The 18,500-nt window shown below is 53.9% G+C and carries 18 protein-coding genes; 12 read left to right on the top strand and 6 right to left on the bottom strand.

From position 1 onward, the window contains the following. Position 1: 1 nt before the first annotated feature. The 4 genes from A7983_RS22590 to A7983_RS22575 are packed head-to-tail and all read left to right on the top strand — an operon-like array spanning position 2 to position 3,625. Complete coding sequence (locus A7983_RS22590; protein ID WP_039478625.1) at positions 2-1,291, top strand: ABC transporter permease; 1,290 nt, start codon at positions 2-4, stop codon at positions 1,289-1,291. After that, positions 1,281-2,420, top strand: coding sequence for an ABC transporter permease (locus A7983_RS22585; RefSeq protein ID WP_005970863.1), 1,140 nt, complete (start codon positions 1,281-1,283; stop codon positions 2,418-2,420). Before A7983_RS22590 ends, A7983_RS22585 begins: the two co-directional genes overlap by 11 nt. A gap of 4 nt (positions 2,421-2,424) precedes the next feature. Further along, on the top strand, positions 2,425-3,141 hold the full coding sequence (locus A7983_RS22580; RefSeq protein WP_005970862.1) for an ABC transporter ATP-binding protein: 717 nt from the start codon (positions 2,425-2,427) through the stop codon (positions 3,139-3,141). After that, on the top strand, positions 3,128-3,625 hold the full coding sequence (locus A7983_RS22575) for a TlpA family protein disulfide reductase (protein WP_005970860.1): 498 nt from the start codon (positions 3,128-3,130) through the stop codon (positions 3,623-3,625). Before A7983_RS22580 ends, A7983_RS22575 begins: the two co-directional genes overlap by 14 nt. A 31-nt stretch (positions 3,626-3,656) precedes the next feature. Here the strand turns inward: A7983_RS22575 and A7983_RS22570 are convergent, their stop codons facing one another. Both A7983_RS22570 and A7983_RS22565 read right to left on the bottom strand, forming a co-directional pair. After that, the gene (locus A7983_RS22570; RefSeq protein ID WP_005970858.1) at positions 3,657-4,652 is read right to left on the bottom strand and encodes a DMT family transporter; all 996 of its coding nucleotides are present in this window, start codon (positions 4,650-4,652) and stop codon (positions 3,657-3,659) included. Positions 4,653-4,770: 118 nt separating this feature from the next. After that, positions 4,771-5,604 carry an AraC family transcriptional regulator gene (locus A7983_RS22565; protein WP_005970852.1) on the bottom strand — a complete coding sequence of 278 codons (834 nt, stop codon included), beginning with the start codon at positions 5,602-5,604 and terminating at the stop codon, positions 4,771-4,773. Positions 5,605-5,952: 348 nt separating this feature from the next. Between A7983_RS22565 and cbl the strand changes: the two genes are divergently transcribed. After that, positions 5,953-6,906 carry an HTH-type transcriptional regulator Cbl gene (cbl, locus tag A7983_RS22560; protein WP_005970850.1) on the top strand — a complete coding sequence of 318 codons (954 nt, stop codon included), beginning with the start codon at positions 5,953-5,955 and terminating at the stop codon, positions 6,904-6,906. Positions 6,907-7,328: 422 nt separating this feature from the next. Next, positions 7,329-8,645 (top strand): glutamate/aspartate:proton symporter GltP, encoded by a 1,317-nt coding sequence (gene gltP, locus A7983_RS22555; RefSeq protein WP_039478627.1) that lies wholly within the window; start codon positions 7,329-7,331, stop codon positions 8,643-8,645. Positions 8,646-8,728: 83 nt separating this feature from the next. On the opposite strand, the gene A7983_RS22550 is transcribed toward gltP, so the two are convergent. The 4 genes from A7983_RS22550 to A7983_RS22535 all read right to left on the bottom strand — a co-directional run bounded on the left by A7983_RS22550 (position 8,729) and on the right by A7983_RS22535 (position 12,722). Continuing rightward, complete coding sequence (locus tag A7983_RS22550) at positions 8,729-9,832, bottom strand: iron-containing alcohol dehydrogenase family protein (RefSeq protein WP_005970845.1); 1,104 nt, start codon at positions 9,830-9,832, stop codon at positions 8,729-8,731. 117 nt (positions 9,833-9,949) lie between these two features. Beyond that, positions 9,950-10,816, bottom strand: a complete 867-nt coding sequence (locus A7983_RS22545) for an ABC transporter permease (protein ID WP_005970842.1) — start codon at positions 10,814-10,816, stop codon at positions 9,950-9,952. Continuing rightward, complete coding sequence (locus A7983_RS22540; RefSeq protein WP_005970840.1) at positions 10,788-11,642, bottom strand: ABC transporter ATP-binding protein; 855 nt, start codon at positions 11,640-11,642, stop codon at positions 10,788-10,790. Before A7983_RS22540 ends, A7983_RS22545 begins: the two co-directional genes overlap by 29 nt. Before the next feature lie 57 nt (positions 11,643-11,699). Then, positions 11,700-12,722, bottom strand: coding sequence for an ABC transporter substrate-binding protein (locus A7983_RS22535; protein WP_005970838.1), 1,023 nt, complete (start codon positions 12,720-12,722; stop codon positions 11,700-11,702). 321 nt (positions 12,723-13,043) lie between these two features. Here A7983_RS22535 and A7983_RS22530 point away from each other — a divergent pair, with 321 nt between their 5' ends. The 6 genes from A7983_RS22530 to cuyB are packed head-to-tail and all read left to right on the top strand — an operon-like array spanning position 13,044 to position 18,460. Then, positions 13,044-14,066, top strand: a complete 1,023-nt coding sequence (locus A7983_RS22530; RefSeq protein ID WP_005970836.1) for a malate/lactate/ureidoglycolate dehydrogenase — start codon at positions 13,044-13,046, stop codon at positions 14,064-14,066. 53 nt (positions 14,067-14,119) lie between these two features. Continuing rightward, complete coding sequence (locus tag A7983_RS22525) at positions 14,120-15,133, top strand: taurine ABC transporter substrate-binding protein (RefSeq protein ID WP_005970834.1); 1,014 nt, start codon at positions 14,120-14,122, stop codon at positions 15,131-15,133. 6 nt (positions 15,134-15,139) lie between these two features. Beyond that, positions 15,140-15,913, top strand: a complete 774-nt coding sequence (locus tag A7983_RS22520) for an ABC transporter permease (protein ID WP_039478630.1) — start codon at positions 15,140-15,142, stop codon at positions 15,911-15,913. Next, complete coding sequence (locus tag A7983_RS22515) at positions 15,910-16,713, top strand: ABC transporter ATP-binding protein (protein ID WP_005970829.1); 804 nt, start codon at positions 15,910-15,912, stop codon at positions 16,711-16,713. The genes A7983_RS22520 and A7983_RS22515 overlap by 4 nt, the downstream gene beginning before the upstream one ends. Before the next feature lie 20 nt (positions 16,714-16,733). Then, entirely contained in the window at positions 16,734-17,747 is a 1,014-nt protein-coding gene (gene cuyA / locus A7983_RS22510) for a D-cysteate sulfo-lyase (RefSeq protein WP_005970827.1), read from the top strand. Further along, positions 17,744-18,460, top strand: a complete 717-nt coding sequence (cuyB, locus tag A7983_RS22505) for a cysteate racemase (protein ID WP_005970825.1) — start codon at positions 17,744-17,746, stop codon at positions 18,458-18,460. The genes cuyA and cuyB overlap by 4 nt, the downstream gene beginning before the upstream one ends. The last annotated feature ends 40 nt before the right edge of the window (positions 18,461-18,500 follow it).

The following is an 18,500-nucleotide window of genomic DNA, read 5'->3' as shown; positions in this document are numbered from 1 at the left end:
CATGCTGTGGCGACTGTTACGCCAGTCCTGGCGCAGAAATATTCGGCGCAAATCGCTGGCGGTGTTGACCGTGTTTTTGGCGGCGGGGCTGATCTCCGCGCTGCTGGCGGTGTCCATAGACATCGGCGATAAAATGGCGCGCGAGTTGAAGTCCTACGGCGCGAATATTTTGATTGAGCCAGCAGGTCAGGCGGCGTTGCCTGCGCTGTTTGGCGAACGCAGCAATCCGCTGGAAGGACAGGACTTCCTCGATGAGGCTGAGCTGCCGAACATCAAAGATATCTTCTGGCGTAATAACATTGTCGGCTTCGCTCCGCTGTTGAGCGGCGATGTCGAGATTAATGGCCAGCCGGTTGCCGTATTGGGCACCTTCTTTTCCCAGCCTGTCGCGGTGCCGGATGAGGAAGACTATCGCACGGGACAACTGGCTGTTAGTCCTTACTGGCAGGTGGCAGGGCAGTGGCCGCAGGAACCGGTGACGACGGAAAATGTGGCGCAGGCGCTGGTAGGGAAACAACTGGCGACGCAAACGGGCTGGAAAGTAGGGGATAAACTCGCGCTGCACGGTTTGAAAGGCGACGCGACGGTGGAAATTAGCGGCATTCTGAGCAGCGGTGGTGATGAGGAAGGTCGTTTGGTGATGCCGCTGGCAACGGTGCAATCTCTGCTAGGACTGGCGGGTAAAATTCAGGCCATTCGCGTGTCGGCGCTCACCGTACCGGAAAATGAACTGTCGCGGCGGGCGCGTGAAAATCTGGAAGCACTCAACGCCGAAGAATATGACCTCTGGTACTGCACCGCGTATGTATCTTCGATTGCGCACCAGTTGGAAGAGGCGATTTCCGGTTCGGTTGTGCGCCCCATCTGGCAGGTCGCAGCCTCAGAAGGTGTGGTGATAGACAAGATTCAACTGCTATTGGCGGTAGTGACCTTTGCGGCGCTGGTGGCTTCTGCAATGGGGATCGCCTCGCTGATGACCAGCACTATCATGGAACGCGCCAAAGAAATCGGGCTGATGAAAGCGCTGGGTGCAAGACAGTGGCAAATCATGCTGCTGTTTTATCTCGAAGCGGCTCTGAGTGGTCTGGCGGGCGGTATCGCGGGCTGTGTCGCTGGTTGGGGGCTGGCAAAAGCGATTGGCCTGATGCTGTTCGGTGTACCGCTGAGCTTCGCGTGGATCGTCATCCCCTGCGTACTGGTGATCTCAATGCTGATCGCCATCATCGGAACGTGGTTCCCTGCGCGGCGCATTGCCAAACTGTATCCGGTGGAGGTGCTGTATGGGCGCTAATGGCTGGATGAATAGCATGTTCTGGCGTTTGGTGTTTCGCGCGCTGAGGTTGCGTATGCAGCGTGTCAGCGTGGTGTTCGCTGCACTGATGGTTGGGGCGGCGATTGTGACAGCGATGTCCGCCGTCTATTTTGATATCAACGCCAAGATGAGCCAGGAACTGCGCACCTTTGGTGCCAATTTTTACATCGGCCCGGCGCGCGGTAATACGATTCCACAAAGCACCTTTCAGCCGATTATCGACAACGCACCCGCGGGGCTAATCAATGCATCCAGCCCTTATCTGTACGGCATGGCACGTACAGAACTGGAGAAAGTGGTGCTGATGGGCGTGTGGTTCGAATCGCTGCGCCAGCTAGCGCCGTATTGGCAGGTCACGGGCAACTGGATTGGTGTGAGCTTCGACGATCGTAATGCCATGATCGGGGTGAAACTGGCAGAGCGATTAAACGTCAAAGTCGGTGACAGCATCACGCTGGTGGGGGACGGCGGGAAGCAGCGCTTGCAGATTAAAGGCATTGTGGAATCCGGCGATGCGACGGACAACATGCTGATCGTGAATCTGGATCTGGCGCAAAAATGGTTGGATAAAGAAGGTGCGATCAGCAATGCGTTGCTCAGCGTCAGCAACGATCTGGGGCAGGTCGATCGTTTTGCTGCACAACTCCAGCAGCAATATCCGCAGTTGGAGATCCGCCCAATTTTGAAAGTGTCGGCGTCGGAAGGTCAGGTGCTGAATAAAATCAAAGGGCTGATGGGGCTGGTTTCGGCGGTGATCCTCGTTTTGTCTTCACTGTGTGTGAACACCACGCTGATGGCGATTGTCGGCGAACGCGCGCGCGAGTTTGCGTTACAGAAAGCACTGGGTGCAAGTGGACGAGACATCATCCGGCAAATGCTGGCGGAAACCGGCATTATCGCACTGGCGGCCGTGGTGTGCGGTTCGCTGTTGGGCTACTTGTTGGCACAGGTGTTAGGCATGGCGGTATTCAACGCGACTATTTCCCTGCGTTTGCCGGTGTTCCCGCTCACGCTAGGGCTGTCTTTGCTGGTCGCGGCGGTTGCCGCCGTGGTTCCTACCCGGCGGGCGATTTATGTCGAACCGGCCAAAGTTTTGAAAGGAGAGTAGGTCGATGTCTGTAGAGGTGAACGTGCAGGAAAGGGCGCAGGCAGCGGAAGCGGTGATTGAAACTCGCCAGCTCTATAAACGCTTTGGTCAGGTTACCGCGCTGGAAGATATCAATATCCGCATCGCGCGCGGTGAATTTGTCGCCATCATGGGCGCGTCCGGTTCCGGTAAAACCACGTTGATGAATATTCTTACCTGTCTGGATACGGTCAGCGAAGGGCAGGTGCTGCTGGACGGCGTCGATGCCGCAGGGCTGGACGAGGAAGGACGGCGACAGTTCCGTGCTGATAAAATTGGGCTGGTATTCCAACAATTCCACCTGATTCCGTTTTTGACTGCTTTGGAGAATGTGATGCTGGCGCAGCATTACCACAGCGTGGTAGATGAAGCGGCGGCACAGCGCGTGCTTGAACAGGTTGGGCTGGCGCATCGTGTGGATCACTTACCCAGCCAGCTTTCCGGCGGTGAACAACAGCGTGTCTGTATTGCCCGCGCGCTGGTGAATGAACCTCCGGTGATTTTCGCCGATGAACCAACGGGAAATCTGGACGAAGAGAATGAACGACGGGTGTTGGATCTGTTGAAAGATCTGCATCGGCAGGGGCGTACCATTGTGATGGTGACGCACAATCCTGAATTGGGGCGGTTTGCCGATCGCATTATCCGCCTGCAACACGGCAAATATTTTGGTGAAGAGGTCAATCATCATGAAATGGCGTAACGGTATTACTGCGCTTTGCCTGCTGGGCGCTGTGGCGCTGAGTGGCTGTAAGGAAGAACAGGTTAGCGTCGGGGCGCAGGCACCTGCGCTGGCAGCCTACGATCTGGCTGGTCAGCAGGTGGACCTGTCGCGCTGGCAGGGGAAAAGTGTGTACCTGAATTTTTGGTCGTCGGGCTGCGGTGGCTGCATGATCGAAATGGGGGCGCTGGAGAAGTTGAGCAAGGAGTATGGCGATAAAGTGGTCGTTGTGGCGGTCAACACCGATCCTGACGGCGTAGATATCACCTCGATGCTGGCACATCATAGCGTGACGTATCCGGTGGTGCGGGATCAGTTGGGTATAACCAAAGAGCGCTATCAGGTCAGCGGCACGCCAACGTCATTTATTATTGATGCTAACGGCAAGGTGACCGATCAGCATCAAGGGGCAAGGGATGAAGCGCAACTGACAGAGCTGTTTCAGAAGCTGGCAAACCGGACATAACGGACGATTTGCCTTATTTTCTCACTCGCCTTCACTTTGCCCGTGAAATCGGCACCTGTACTTCTACCACCGTTGATTTTTTCACAACTACAGGTTCCGGTTTCACCCGCATGGCGTAGATCACGCCAACAATCAGGCAGGCGATGCCGCACAGCGTTAGCAGCGGCGGCCAGGATTGTCGAATGATGAAGGCATAGGTCAGTCCCGCCAACGTTTCAAACACAATCAGCGGCCCGACCAGCACCGTCGGCAGGCGCTGGCTCGCCTCGTTCCAGAATAACGTACCGATCCATGAACAAAACAGACCAATCGCAATCATCAGTGGAATGAAAACTTCAGGCCGTGGGCCGAACGGTTGCGTAAACATCTCATCCGTCAGCGCCAGGTGGCTGCACACCAGCATATAGCCCAACAGTGCCAGCGGTAGTGTGACTAGCCCCTGTGCGGTGGCCCAGGTAAGCGGCGTATTGCTTTTGTGGTCGCGCAGCCAGCGTGCGTTGCGCAGCGGATACCAGGTCCAGCAAATGACCGCACAAAACGCCATCGCAATGCCACTGGCGTAGCGCCATACATCGAATGTAGCCGTATTTCCCTTCAGCTCGGCAATATTGACGCAGACCAGTCCGGCGGCAATCAGCAATAGCGAAGGGAGAAGCCGACGCCACGCCACGCGGCCATCATGCTTGCTGTACAACAGATTGGCGGTGACGGAAATCACGACGGGCAGCGTGCCGATAATCATCGTTGATATTGGTGCCCCGGTGCGTTGGATCGCGCTGGCAAGCAGGAAGTAGTACAGCAGGTTACCGATAACGGTGAGCTTCGTGGCTTCCAGCCAGTCGCTGCGGGTGAGTTGGCGCAGGCGGCGGCGATCGAGCCAGGCCAGCGGCAGAGCAATCAACCCAAAAGCCAGATAGCGCCCTGTGGACTGCAACGCGGCAGAATAGTCCGGTACGAGCAGCGGCCCAACAAAAATTAGCCCCCACATTAGTCCAGCGGCAAGCGCAAATAAAACACCTATCAGCATGATAAACCTGTTTGTTCACAATATCTCATCGCGCCAGTCTAGGGAGAGTCGGCGATGAATTATTGTAGAATATTGCTGTTTGTCATCGGGGGCGCTGAAAGTATTCGCACTAAAAAGGCTAGCGCAGAACCGGATAAACCTGCTTTTGATAGCGAATAGGTGTGACGCCATAGCGCTGAGCAAAGGTACGAGTCAGGTGCGCCTGATCGGTTAATCCAACGGCGACGGCAACATGAGCGGCGGCCATACCCCGCGTCAGGAGTTGTTTAGCTTCATACAGCCGAATCGCCATCAGCATCTGGTGTGGTGTCACGTGAAACTGTGCTTTGAACTGGCGCAGGAAATGATATGGACTGAGGGAAACCAGCGCCGCCAGCTCTTTTAAGGTAATGGTGTGGGCGAAATTCTCCCGCAGATAGGCTTTCACCACATCAAAGCGATGGAACGGTTCAATAATTTGACGCTGTGCAATGCGCGCGTGGGGTCGGAAAAGCGCAATCAGCGACAGCAGCAAACTCTCACTCGCCAAGGGGTCGGTCGTCTGCCACATGGCGGCTAGCGTCATAGCCAGTTGGCGCGCGGTCGCGGGATCGTGGCGCACGACGTCGGTAAACCACCAACCTTTCTCGCCGGAGACGCTCTCCAGCACATCGGGCGGAATGTAGATCATGCGATAACGCCAGCCATCTTCCGTGGCAGATTCCCCCGTGTGCAGTTCATCGGGGTTCATCAACACTAACGAATCGACAGGCGCAATATGTTTGGCACCACGATAGCGGAATCGCTCCGCGCCAGCATCAATGGTGCCGATGCCAAACGCTTCGTGCGTGTGTGGTTCAAAGGCATAGCGGCAGACATGCGCGTGGTAAAGCTCGATGCCGGGGAGCGTCGGCAAGTGCCGAAACTGGGCATAATCTCTTTCATCGGTAAAGTGTTCCGGTACGCCCTGCATGCTGCTACCTAGTCTCTGATCCTGCTTTCCATCATAGCAGTGATAGCACGCCCGCTTGAAGTTTAGTGGAGGAAGTAATATCGAAAATAGGAATAAAAACGCCGAGGTAAATAGATCAGAAAGGCATAAATCATAGCGAAATGGTTGATTGACGTGGTGTGTGACATAAAAAGGTTTTTATTTAACCTTTTGATTTTACTATTTATGTCTATTCCTTGTTAGGTAATCTAGCGTAGTAGACATACCGTTAGTATAAAAAAATATAATCAACTCCATTTGCTTATTTGTTCTGCCTCTCATTCCTTGGATCAATGTTGTTATCTGTAATAAAGAGCAAGGGAGTGAAAGGTGAACTTTCAGCAACTGAAGATTATTCGTGAATCAGCACGGTGTAACTACAACCTGACCGAGGTAGCGAATACGCTGTTTACCTCTCAATCCGGCGTGAGTCGCCATATCCGCGAGCTGGAAGAGGAGCTGGGGATTGAAATCTTTATCCGTCGTGGTAAGCGCCTGTTAGGGATGACCGAGCCGGGAAAAGAGCTGCTGGTGGTGGCTGAGCGCATTCTTAATGACGCGAGCAACATTCGTCGGTTAGCGAATGTTTTCACCAATAACGACACCGGGCAACTGGTGATAGCAACTACGCATACGCAGGCGCGTTACAGTTTGCCGCCAGTGATTAAAGCCTTCCGTTCTTTGTATCCGCAGGTGCGACTGGTGTTGAATCAGGGTACGCCGGATGAAATCGTGGCGATGCTTCATTCTGGCGAAGCCGATATCGGTATTGCCAGCGAACAATTAATTAACGATCCTTCGCTAGCAGCGTTCTCCTACTACCGCTGGCACCATTCGGTGATTGTGCCGGAGCACCATCCGTTGACGGAAAAACCCGTGATTACGCTGGAGATGCTCAATGCGGAACCGCTGATTACCTATCGTCACGGGATAACGGGGCGTTCACGACTGGATCGTGCGTTTCATGCGGCGGGGATGTCGCCGGAAATTACGCTGAGCGCACAGGATTCGGATGTGATTAAAACCTATGTTGAGCTGGGGCTCGGCGTTGGAATTCTGGCCGATATGTCATACGATCCCGTGCGTGATAAGGGGCTGGTACGGTTGAATGCCGAACACTTATTTGAAGCCAACACGGTTTGGCTGGGGCTAAAAAAGGGTCAATTACAACGTAACTATGCCTGGAAATTTATTCAGTTGTGCAACACCGAACTGTCGCTGGATGAAATTAAGGACAAGGTGTTCTCAGATAACGATGAAGCGGTGATTGATTACCAAATTTGAGTCGTGACACACCTTCCTAACCTGATGCCCAGCCAGCATTTTCCTGACTGGGTAGGACTTTTCCTTCCTACGTCGTCGCGATTTTTTGTCGCGCGACACTCGCCGTCTTCTGTTCTCGATTCAGCATAAATATGGTTTCTCATGCCGATAATCTGCTTGATCTGAACGTGGTGGAATAGTAGCATCCCTATCATAACAATAACTTATATGTTTGTTTTTGTTAAGCAATACAAATAGTTGTGCATTTTTATTGAATAATTATGTTAACGATTCTTGTGTCGCAGTAGAAAAATAACGATAGCAACCAATCAGATATTCTTACTAGTCAATCACCTCCACGTTGATTTTTTCGGTTCGTATTGCGCCGGAGTCGCGCTAGCGCCATGTTTGTGATGGCGGGGAGTTTAAAACGGAAAATGACGATGAAAACACAAAAAATCAGCCTTGCCTGGCAAATCCTTATTGCGTTGGTTCTTGGTATTGCACTTGGTGCCGTGCTGCATGAACAGCAGGAAAGTCGCCAGTGGCTCATCAGCAATATTCTCAGCCCTGCGGGTGATATCTTTATCCGCCTGATTAAAATGATTGTGGTCCCCATTGTTATCGCCACCCTGATTGTCGGGATTGCGGGCGTAGGGGATGCCAAAAAACTTGGGCGTATCGGCTTCAAAACCATCCTCTATTTTGAAATCATCACGACAGTGGCGATTATCCTTGGCATTACGCTAGCCAATATCTTCCAACCGGGGCACGGCATTGATATGTCGACGCTGACCGCTGTTGATATCTCGCAGTATCAAAAGACGACGGAACAGGTGCAGAGTGGTTCGCATAGTCTGGTTGGTACGGTGCTGTCGCTGATCCCGCCGAATATCTTCGCGGCGATGGCTCGTGGTGACATGCTGCCAATCATCTTCTTCTCGGTGCTGTTTGGTTTGGGCTTGTCTTCGTTGCCTAAAGAGCATCGTGACCCGCTGCTGAATGTCTTTCGTGGCGTGTCGGAAACCATGTTCAAAGTGACGCACATGATCATGCGCTATGCCCCGGTTGGGGTGTTTGCGCTGATTTCCGTCACGGTTGCCAATTTTGGTTTCGCTTCGCTATGGCCGCTGGCTAAGCTGGTGATGCTGGTTTACGCGGCAATCCTCTTCTTCGGGCTGGTGGTGCTCGGCGCAGTGGCGCGGTTGTGCAAGCTGCGCGTTACGATGTTGATCCGCATTCTGAAAGATGAGCTGATCCTCGCGTACTCCACCGCCAGTTCAGAAACCGTGCTGCCGCGTATCATCGAAAAAATGGAAGCCTATGGTGCGCCGAAATCAATTACCAGTTTCGTGGTGCCGACTGGCTACTCCTTCAACCTCGATGGTTCGACGCTGTACCAGAGTATTGCGGCGATCTTCATCGCACAGTTGTACGGTATCGAACTGTCGATCGGGCAGGAAATCGTGCTGGTGTTGACATTGATGCTGACGTCCAAAGGCATTGCGGGCGTACCGGGGGTATCGTTCGTCGTACTGCTCGCCACGCTGGGTAGCGTTGGCATTCCGCTGGAAGGTCTGGCATTTATTGCGGGCGTCGACCGTATCCTCGACATGGCACGTACTGCACTGAACGTGGTTGGTAATGCGCTGGCGGTGCTGGTAATTGCCAAATGGGAACACCAGTTCGATGAAAAGAAAGCGCTGGCCTATGAGCGCGAGATTAAAGGGATGAGTATACAGCCTGCCCAGCAGGGATAATGCCGGACTATTTCAAATAGCCTATGCAACGGGCGCGTCGAGTGATCGAGGCGTCCGTTTCTATTTTGCAGGGTGAGTATCAACTACGCCGCGTGGCTGTTGAACGTATTTTCTTCCAGCGTTTGGGTGCGCCACAGCGCCTGCTGAATATGTTCAGCATCCGTTATGAAAGGCAGACGTGCGGCAATTTTCGGTGCAATCTTCACGTTCTGCGCAATACTTTCAACTAATTGTGGACGTTCATTCAGGCCGAGAGCGCTCAGCGTGATTGGGCTTCCGTAGCGGCGCAGTTGGGCGAACAGTTCTTCGCGGTCAGCGTCGTTATCGTGTTCCAGAAAAGCCTGTGCAGCCAGACCAAAACCCACTTTCTCCCCATGCAGCCAGTCATGCAGTTCCGGCAGGCGTGTCATGCTGTTGTGAATAGCATGCGCGACGCCAATGCGTGGCACCTCGTCTTTCATGCTGTTCGCCACGCCAGCCAGTGCGATAACGGCGTCGATCACGCGGCGCAGCGCTGGCGTGACCAGACCTTGCTCATTATCCGCAATGGCCTGCTCGCCATATGTATTAAACGTCTCGACGGCCAGTCGTGCTGCCTGCGCTTTGAGCGCCAGCGCCAACCCGTCATCGCCGTGACGCAAATAAGGTTGAAATTCGTACCACTTTGCCAGTGCATCCACGATACCAGCTTTGAGGTAACGCGAGGGGCTGTGGGCGATAATCTCGCTGTCTACCAGCACCCAGACTGGCAGTCGCGTCAGTGGAAAGGGGCCGTTGTGTGCGCCACTGTCGCTGTAAATCACGCTGATCGGCGACCACGCGGCGCAGGTTGCGGCAATGGTAGGGACGGCGATGACGGGGATCTGTCCCAGAATGTCGCCGACGGCTTTGGCGACATCGAGCACACGCCCGCCACCGATACCTAAAATCAGTTCTGCGCTGAATGCGCGCGCCTGTGCGGTTAGCGCCTCTATTGCTGGCTTGGTGCAATCGCCCGGCAAAAATTCGACCTGATATTGTAAGCCATGTTCATTGAGGCTACGCTCGACGGCATCGGCCGTCCTTTTCCACGCCTGCGGACTCGTCACAATCAACAGCGTGCTGGCGTGAGGGGCAACATAGTCACCAACAGAACGAATGACGCCGTCACGATTCAGATAGGTTTGCGGCGCTTGTATTGCAATCATGTTCGCGATCTCTCATCTCTGTAGGAAAAGACAAATCAGTTGTAACAGCGATAGAGATCGCCGCAAAAGAACAATTCTGGCTATGAACGGGCAGATTTCGCATAACTGAAATAGCATCTAGCGCTGCATTCCCCAGCGTTTAACCGTCACTCTCTCGATCGTGGAAAACACCAGTCCCTCAACTAGCAATCCGATGATGATGACGGAAGCCAGCCCGGCAAAAACCCGATCGGTATAAAGCTCGTTACGATTTTGGAATATGTACCAGCCTAAACCGCCATTGCCGCTCGAGGCGCCGAACACCAACTCAGCGGCGATCAGGGTGCGCCAGGCAAATGCCCAGCCGATCTTCAGGCCGGAGATAATCGACGGAAACGCAGCAGGGATTAGGATCGCGCTAATGTAGCGAAAGCCAGTCAGGCCGTAGTTACGACCCGCCATACGCAGCGTTTCTGAAACGCCAAGAAAGCCGGAGTAGGTGTTCAACGCCATCGGCCACATCACCGAGTGGACGAGCACGAAGACCAGGCTCTTTTCTCCCAGTCCAAACCACAGCAAGGCCAGCGGCAGTAACGCAATCGCGGGCAGTGGGTTGAACATGGAGGTCAAGGTACCTAAGAGGTCGCGGCCAAAACGGGTGGACACCGCCAACGCACTGAGCGCTAGCGCAAGCAGGCTGCCGATGACATAGCCCTTTATCAGCGTACCGAGTGAAACCACCATCTTATGCGGTAGCTCGCCGCTGGCGATGTCGTCGCGAAAGGCCTGAAACGTTTGCAGGAAACTGGGTAGCATCAAATCGTTATTCTGCCAGCGTGCGCCTATTTCCCACAGTAATAGCAACCCAGCCAGCAGCACCAGCTTGCGAATCCAGGTCTGATTCCACAGACGGGTTGCCAGCGGCAGCGGCTGGGCGAGGGTAAAGTCTTTCAGCGGTGCCAGTTCACGCTCATACTCAGGCCGCACGGGGGGCTGAATGCTCATAGGGTTTACCTTGCGTGGATGCGGCAGGCGATCGCGTGTCTGCATCGGTTGGAAAAAGAAGACGGTGAATGCGCTGTGCCGTGTTTTGAAAAACTTCGCTGCCCTGATCGCTCAGCGTGAACTGGTGGCAGTTAATTTCTGCCCGCACGCGACCCGGGTGCGGTGAGAGCAGCAAAACTCGGCTGCCGACGATCAGTGCTTCCTCAATCGAATGGGTGACAAACAGCAGCGTAAAGCGCACCTCTTCCCACAGCGCCAGTAATTCTTCCTGCATTTTGCGACGGGTTAGCGCATCCAGTGCGGCGAACGGTTCATCCATGAGCAGCACTTTCGGTTGCATGGTTAGCGCCCGCGCGATGGCAACACGCTGTTTCATCCCACCGGATAAGGTATGAGGATAGGCATCGGCAAACTTTGCTAGTCCGACCTTATCGAGAAAATAACGGGCGCGATCTTCTGCTTCGGCTCGCGTTGCCTGACGACTGGCAACCAGCGGAAAGGATGTGTTCTCCAGCACGGTTTTCCACGGCGGCAACTGGTCAAACTCCTGAAAGACCATAATGCGATCGGGCCCCGGTCGTGTGACGCGCTGGCCGTCGAGGCGAATTTCACCGTCTACCGGAGACAAAAAGCCGCCGATAGATTTGAGCAAGCTGGATTTGCCGCAGCCGGAAGGCCCTAACAGCACAAAGCGTTCGGCGGGAAAGACGTCAAAACTTACATCATGGGTGGCGCGTACCAGACTGCGCCGCGTGCGGTATTCCAGCCCGACGCTGTCCACCTGCAACAGCGGCTGGGCGACAGCGTCGTGAGAGCGATGTGTCATGCTTGTTCTCCTGCGTAGCGACGATGGCTCTCGTCGAATGAAGCTGACTCTGGCCGTTTAGCTACCCGGTTGGTCGTGGATTTCTGCAAAGAAATAGTCCTTCCAGGAGGCGGCTTTGTTTTTCAACACGCCAAGCTGTTGCAGCTTTTCGGCATAAACGTAGGTGCGCTCTGGGATGATAGTGAAATCGATCTCAGGATCGGCGACGATGCGTTTCACCAGTTCAGGGTTTAATTTCGATTTCTCGACCCGAATATAGGTTTCGGCCGCTGCGGCTTTATCTGCCTTGACGATCTGTGAGGCTTCCTTCAGGGCATCGTAGAAGGCGCGGTAGGTTTTTGGATTTTCGTCATGGAATTTCTGCGTGGTGTACAGCACGTTGAACGTCGCCTGACCGCCCAGCACATCATAAGAGCTCAGAATTTTGTGCACATTGGCATGTTCCAATGCCTGATATTGGAAAGGCGGGCTAGAAAAGTGGGCGTTGATTTCGGAACCGCCAGCGATAAGCGCCGCGCTAGCATCGGGATGCGGCAGGCTGACAGAAATCTTGTCGAAACGTTTGAAATCCTCCGCCCCGTAAAGCTTCGCGGTTTCGATTTGCAGCGTGCGTGACTGGAAGCCAACCCCTGCGGCAGGTACGGCGATACGGTCTTTATCGCTCAGGTCGCGAATGGTTTTTACCGCTGGGTTATTGCTGAGCAAATAGTTGGGCATGGAGCCGAGTGAGGCGATGGCTTTCACATTCTGGCGACCCTGCGTGCGATCCCATACGGTCAGCATTGGTGGAACACCGGCGGAGGCTACATCCAGCGCGCCGGACAGCAGCGCTTCGTTGATCGCCGTCGCGCCAGATAGCGTGCGCCAGTCTACCTTGATATCCAGCCCTTGCTGCTTACCGTGTTTTTCTATCAGGCTCTGGTCGCGCACGACATCCAGAATCAGATAACCAATGCCAAACTGCTGTGCGATGCTGATGGTGCCTTCGGCATTAGCACTGAATGCCGTTAACGTCAGGCCAATCATGGCGGCAAGGCGTGTGAAACGCGTTGATTTTTTCGCGGGTAGTGAGTGATTCATTATTGTTATCTCTCATGGTTAAGCAGTAATAAAAAAGGGTATGGAATAAATAATAAAAACGGCAGGTTAATATTTAAATAAATAACATGCTGTAAATAATGTACTAAAGAAACATCCTATTTTCTTGATGCGTTGCTGATAAAGTGTTTTTTGGAATAAGTTAGAATAAATGTGATTTTAAATAGCAATGTGCACGAGAAAACAAGCCAATAACTGTCTTAGCTAAATATTCGCTATAGATAGTCTTATTTGTCAGTTATGGATAAAAACCTGCGCGTTATAGTGAGCCTTACATTTATATTTCAGTATACAGAGAATGATATGCCTGTTTTTAGCCATCACTATTTACGTGATTATTTACGTGACCGACTGACAGAGAATAATGTGGACGCATCAATCGCAGAAATTGTGGCGGATAATCTTGTCGAATCTAGCCTGAAAGGGCATGACTCACATGGCGTCAGTATGTTGCCGCGTTATATTGACGCGATTCGTGAAGGCGGGCTGTCACCTCACGCGCAGGCAGAAAAAACGCTGGATTTTGGCACGCTGATCTCGTTTGACGGTCAGCAGGGTTTTGGGCAAGTGGTGGCAAAGCAGGCGCTGGCAGAAGGTATTGCACGCGCACAAACGCATGGTCTGGCGGTGGTGAGTTTAGCCAATGCCCACCATCTTGGGCGCATTGGCGCATGGGCAGAACAGGCTGCGGAGGTCGGGTTGGTGTCGCTGCATTTTGCCAACGTGTATACCAAACCCGTGGTACTACCGTGGCAAGGTCAGCAGGCGCGTTTCGGGACTAACCCGTTCTGTGCTGGTATTCCAGTCGAACAGGATGACCCTGTAATTCTGGATTTTGCTACCAGTGTGATTGCCGGTAACAAGGCCCGTATCGCGTGGAATGAGGGTAAACCGGTTGCACCCGGCTGTATTGTCGATAACGAAGGCAACCCGACGGTGGATCCGCGCTGGCTGATGGAACAACCGCTGGGCGCGCTGTTGCCGTTTGGTGAACATAAAGGCTCGGGGTTGTCGCTGGTTTGCTCTCTGCTTGGCGCGGCATTGACCGGAGGGAAAACTGAACGCACGGCGAAAGGCGAGGGCAAGCAGATTATTAACAGCATGTTGTCTATTTTAATCGATCCACAAAAATTAGGTGGAGCGACAACCTATCAGCAGGAAATTCCTGCATTATTAGAATGGGTACGCCAATCCCGTGATGATGATGGATTATTACTGCCGGGTGATAAAGAAAAACAAACCTATCGTCAGCGGTTGACGGACGGTATTTTCGTCGATGATGTCAGTTGGGGGCAGTTATCTTATTTAAATAATAAAGTGGCCTGATGAATTAATGATTTATTAACTGGTTTTTTTATTCAACGTCATAGGGGAGAGCAATGAAGAATATATTGAGTGCAGTCGGTGTCGGTGGATTGTTATTAATGACCACATCTGTACTGGCGGCGGAAAATCATCCTGATGAAGTTCGCGTGGCCTACAGCGGCGGCTCACAGGTCTTAGTGTTAGCCAAAGCTGACGGCTCGCTGCAAAAAACGCTGGGTGCGCCAGTAAAGTGGGTGCAATTTGCTTCCGGTGCCGATGCGCTGAATTATTTCGCCAGTAACGCGATTGATATCGCCAACTTCGGTTCCAGCCCGGCGACGGCTGGGATTGTCAGAAAACTGCCGGTAGAGATTGTCGGTGTATCCGGCGTGATCGCCACGTATGAGCGCCTGATTGCCAAGTCCGGCATCACTACGCTGAAAGATATCGAAGGGAAGCGCGTTGCCTATCCGCCAAATTCAACGGCGCAGTATGCGCTGGAAGCGGCAATCGCAGTTAACAAACTCGATCGCAGCAAAATAACCCTTATTCCGCTACGCCCGGCTGAGATGGTAGCGGCATGGAAACGTGGTGATATTGATGCTGGCTACGTTTGGGCACCGTTCGCACAGGAACTCGAAGCCTCCGCTGGACACGCGATTTTTGCGACCAAGGATCTGCAAAAAGACGGTTATCTAATTTACAACAATTATGTGGTCAGGAAGGCGTTTGCCCAGCAGTACCCAGAAACGGTGGCACGCTTCCTGCGGGTACATCAGCAGAAAGTGGATGAATTCCGTCAGGACCCGGAAAAAGCGGCAGCGATTGTGGCAAAAGAGGTCGGTGCGCCCGTTACGACAGCAACCAATACGCTGTCAGGGCTGGAATATCCGACGCTGGAGCAGCAGGCGACGGCACAGTGGCTCGGTGATGGCAACGACACGGATCGCAGCGGTATCGGTCAGGCGGTCGCCAAAACGGCCCATTTTCTGGAGAGTATTGGCGAGGTTCGCCAGCGCGATATTCCCGCATCGTTCGCTGACTCCATTAATTCTTCCTATCTGAAGCAGGCCGCGAAAGGGAATTAACGGGTCGTGAAAAGAACGTCTTATGTGTTATTGAGCATCACCTCTGTGGCGGTGGTGCTCGCATTATGGCAGTGGGCGGGGGCGCAGCAGTGGGTGGATCCGCTGCTGTTACCGCCGCTGTCGGATATTCTCCTGACTGCGGGGGAATTAGCGCAAGATGGCTATCGGCAGGTGTCGCTATGGGAACACATTGCCGTCAGTGTTGCTCGAGCGCTGAGCGCTTTCAGCGTCGCCATTATTCTTGGCGTTCCGCTTGGGCTGCTGATGGGATTATCACCTCCGATCGCTGCCGTATTTAATCCCTTTGTTCAGTTTCTGCGACCGTTGCCTAAAATTGCACTAATCCCGCTGGCGGTCGTCTGGTTGGGAATTGGCGAAGCATCCAAATTCTTTCTGATCTTTATCGCTACTTTTCTCAGCGTTGTGGTCGGTGCCTGTGCTGCCGTGGAGCGCGTGGAACGTTCCCGTATCCGTGTCGCGCAAACGCTCGGCGCAAGCCCTCGCCAGATCTTTCTCCACGTGGTGCTGCCCGATACGCTGCCGGAGTTGTTCACCACGGTGCGGCTGGCTATTGGTGTCGGTTGGACGTCCCTGATTGCGGCGGAAATGGTCGCTGCTACCTCGGGTATTGGCTGGATGGTGATGAATGCCAGTGCTTATCTGCGAACCGATATTGTCATGCTGGGCATCTTACTGTTGGGAGGGATTGGCTATGTGCTCGATCTGCTACTGGTCGGTGCGCAGCGCATCTTCGTGCCCTGGGCGGGGAAATCATCATGACAGAACGTTCTCAACCTGATGCACCACACATTGCTGTTGAACGCGTTAGCCTCGCATTTCCATCACAGAGCGGCTCCTTAACGGTGTTGGATGACGTTTCTCTCCAGATTGCCAAAGGCGAATTTGTGGTGCTGCTTGGCCCTTCCGGCTGCGGTAAATCGACCATCCTCAATTTAATCGCGGGTTTTGAAACTGTTGATGCGGGACAGGTGTGGTGCGGTGGCACGCCTGTTCGTCGTCCAGGGCCGTCGCGTGGCATGGTATTTCAGCAGGCCAATTTATTTCCCTGGCTCACCGTGCTGGAAAACGTGACGTTTGGCCCACGGATGCAGGGTGCAGATAAAATCCGTATGCAACATGAAGCGAAAGACTATCTGGCACTGGTTGGGCTGGAGGGCTTTCAGCAGCACTATCCGTGGCAGCTTTCCGGCGGGATGAAACAGCGAGTGGCGCTGGCGCGAGCCTGGCTGCCGAACCCTGAGGTGTTGTTGATGGATGAACCGTTTGGCGCGCTGGATGCACAAACCCGTTTGATGATGCAGGAGCTGCTGCTGTCCGCCTGGCAGAAAACCGGCACTACGCTGTTGTTTGTCACACATGACGTCGATGAAGCGCTATTTCTGGCTGACCGAATTGTGGTGATGTCTGCACGTCCTGGCCGTATTGCGGAAGAGATTCGGCTGCCATTTGGCCGCGATCGAGAAATTGAAACGCTGGCCCAACATCCCGACTACGCCGCATTGAAGCAGCGTATTTTGCACCGCGTTCGTGAAGAAGCGCGCCGTCACCTTAATTTGTAATCAATTTTTAGGAGAACATCATGCACCTTGCCCGATTCCCCCGCTTATCACTGGGCCATTTCCCTACGCCGCTGGAGGCGTTGCCGAATCTGTCTGCCTATTTAGGCGGGCCGACGATTTATATCAAACGCGATGATGCAACCGGGCTGGCGACTGGTGGGAATAAAACCCGTAAGCTGGAGTTCCTGTTAGCCGATGCGCAGCAGCAGGGCGCGGATGTCATTATCACGCAGGGCGCGACACAGTCTAACCATGTGCGACAAACCATTGCAGCGGCGGCAAAGCTGGGGCTAAAAACCAAAGTGCTGTTGGAAAAGCGCGTGGAGGACTATGGCGAAGACTACCAGCGCTCCGGTAACGTGCTGTTGGATAACCTACTGGGCGGTGAGATTATCGATCATCTACCCGCAGGTACGGATATGCAGCAGGCGATGGAAACGTTGGCAGAATCGCTGCGTAAAGAAGGATTTAAGCCTTATGTCATCCCCGGCGGCGGTTCCAGTCCGGTAGGTGCGCTGGGGTATGTCGCCTGTGCGGAAGAACTGCTGTTCCAGTCTAGTCAGCAGCGCTTGCGCATCGATCATATTGTCCATGCAACGGGCAGCACGGGAACGCAGGCAGGGCTGGTTACCGGGCTGGCAGCAACACACAGCCAGATTCCGCTGCTAGGCATCAGCGTCAGAGCGCCTAAAGCAAAGCAGGAAGAGAATGTTTACGCGCTAGCGCAGCGCACCTGGCAACTGTTGGGGATCCTCGGCGAACTGCCGCGCCGCGCTGTGCTGGTAAATAGCGACTACGTTGGCAAAGGCTACGGTATTCCGACAGAAGGAACGCTGGAAGCACTCAGGCTATTAGCGCAGTTGGAAGGGATTTTGCTCGATCCGGTCTATTCCGGAAAGGGGATGGCGGGGCTGATTGACCTGATTCGTCAGGGGCATTTTCGCGCCGATGAGAACATCGTCTTTATTCATACTGGGGGATCGGCGGGGCTGTTTGGCTACCGTCAGTTGTTCGAAGAAACGGCTGAGCAATGAGCACACCGCTGATTGGTGTACTGGGTGGCATGGGGCCGCTGGCAACGGTCGATCTGTTGCATAAAATCGTTGAGGAAACGCCGGCCAGCCGCGATCAGGATCATGTACCGGTGGTTGTCTGGAATGTGCCGCAGATTCCCGACCGGCAACAGGCGCTAGCAGGAACTGGCGAATCGCCGCTGCCGACGCTATTGAGTGCAATTCAGCAACTTAATCGCCTGTCGGTTAGCCATATTGTGGTGCCGTGCAATACGGCACACTACTGGTTTGATGCGTTGGCTGAGGCAAGCTATGCGCCGCTGGTGCATATTGCCGATGCCACACTGTATGCCATCACACCGCCTGCGGAGGTAAAGAAAGCTCCGCAGAAAATCGGGTTGATTGCGACCCACGGGACGTTAAACGCCGGATGGTATCAGCAGCGTTTTAGCGCGCAGTTAGGCGCTGAAACGGTGGTGCCAAACGAGCAGGAAATGACGACGCTCTTCGTGCCGGGATGCTATGCGGTAAAACGCGGTGAGCTCCAGCACGGTGGGCGTTTGTTAGAGCAGCTTGCGGCACGATTGGTAGATCGCGGGGCAGAGCGTCTGGTACTGGCCTGCACGGAAGTCCCCCTTGCGCTGGAGGTGGTATCATCACGCTGGTGGGATATCAGCATCGATCCAACGCGGGCGTTGGCACAGGCTTGCGTTCGCATCTGGCAGCAGAGATAAAAAGCCGCCCATTGCTGGACGGCTTTTTAGGTACAGAGAA

The sequence above is a fragment of the Pectobacterium wasabiae CFBP 3304 genome (genome assembly GCF_001742185.1).
Classification (GTDB): Bacteria; Pseudomonadota; Gammaproteobacteria; order Enterobacterales; family Enterobacteriaceae; genus Pectobacterium; species Pectobacterium wasabiae.
This window is presented reverse-complemented; position numbering and strand designations above follow the sequence as displayed.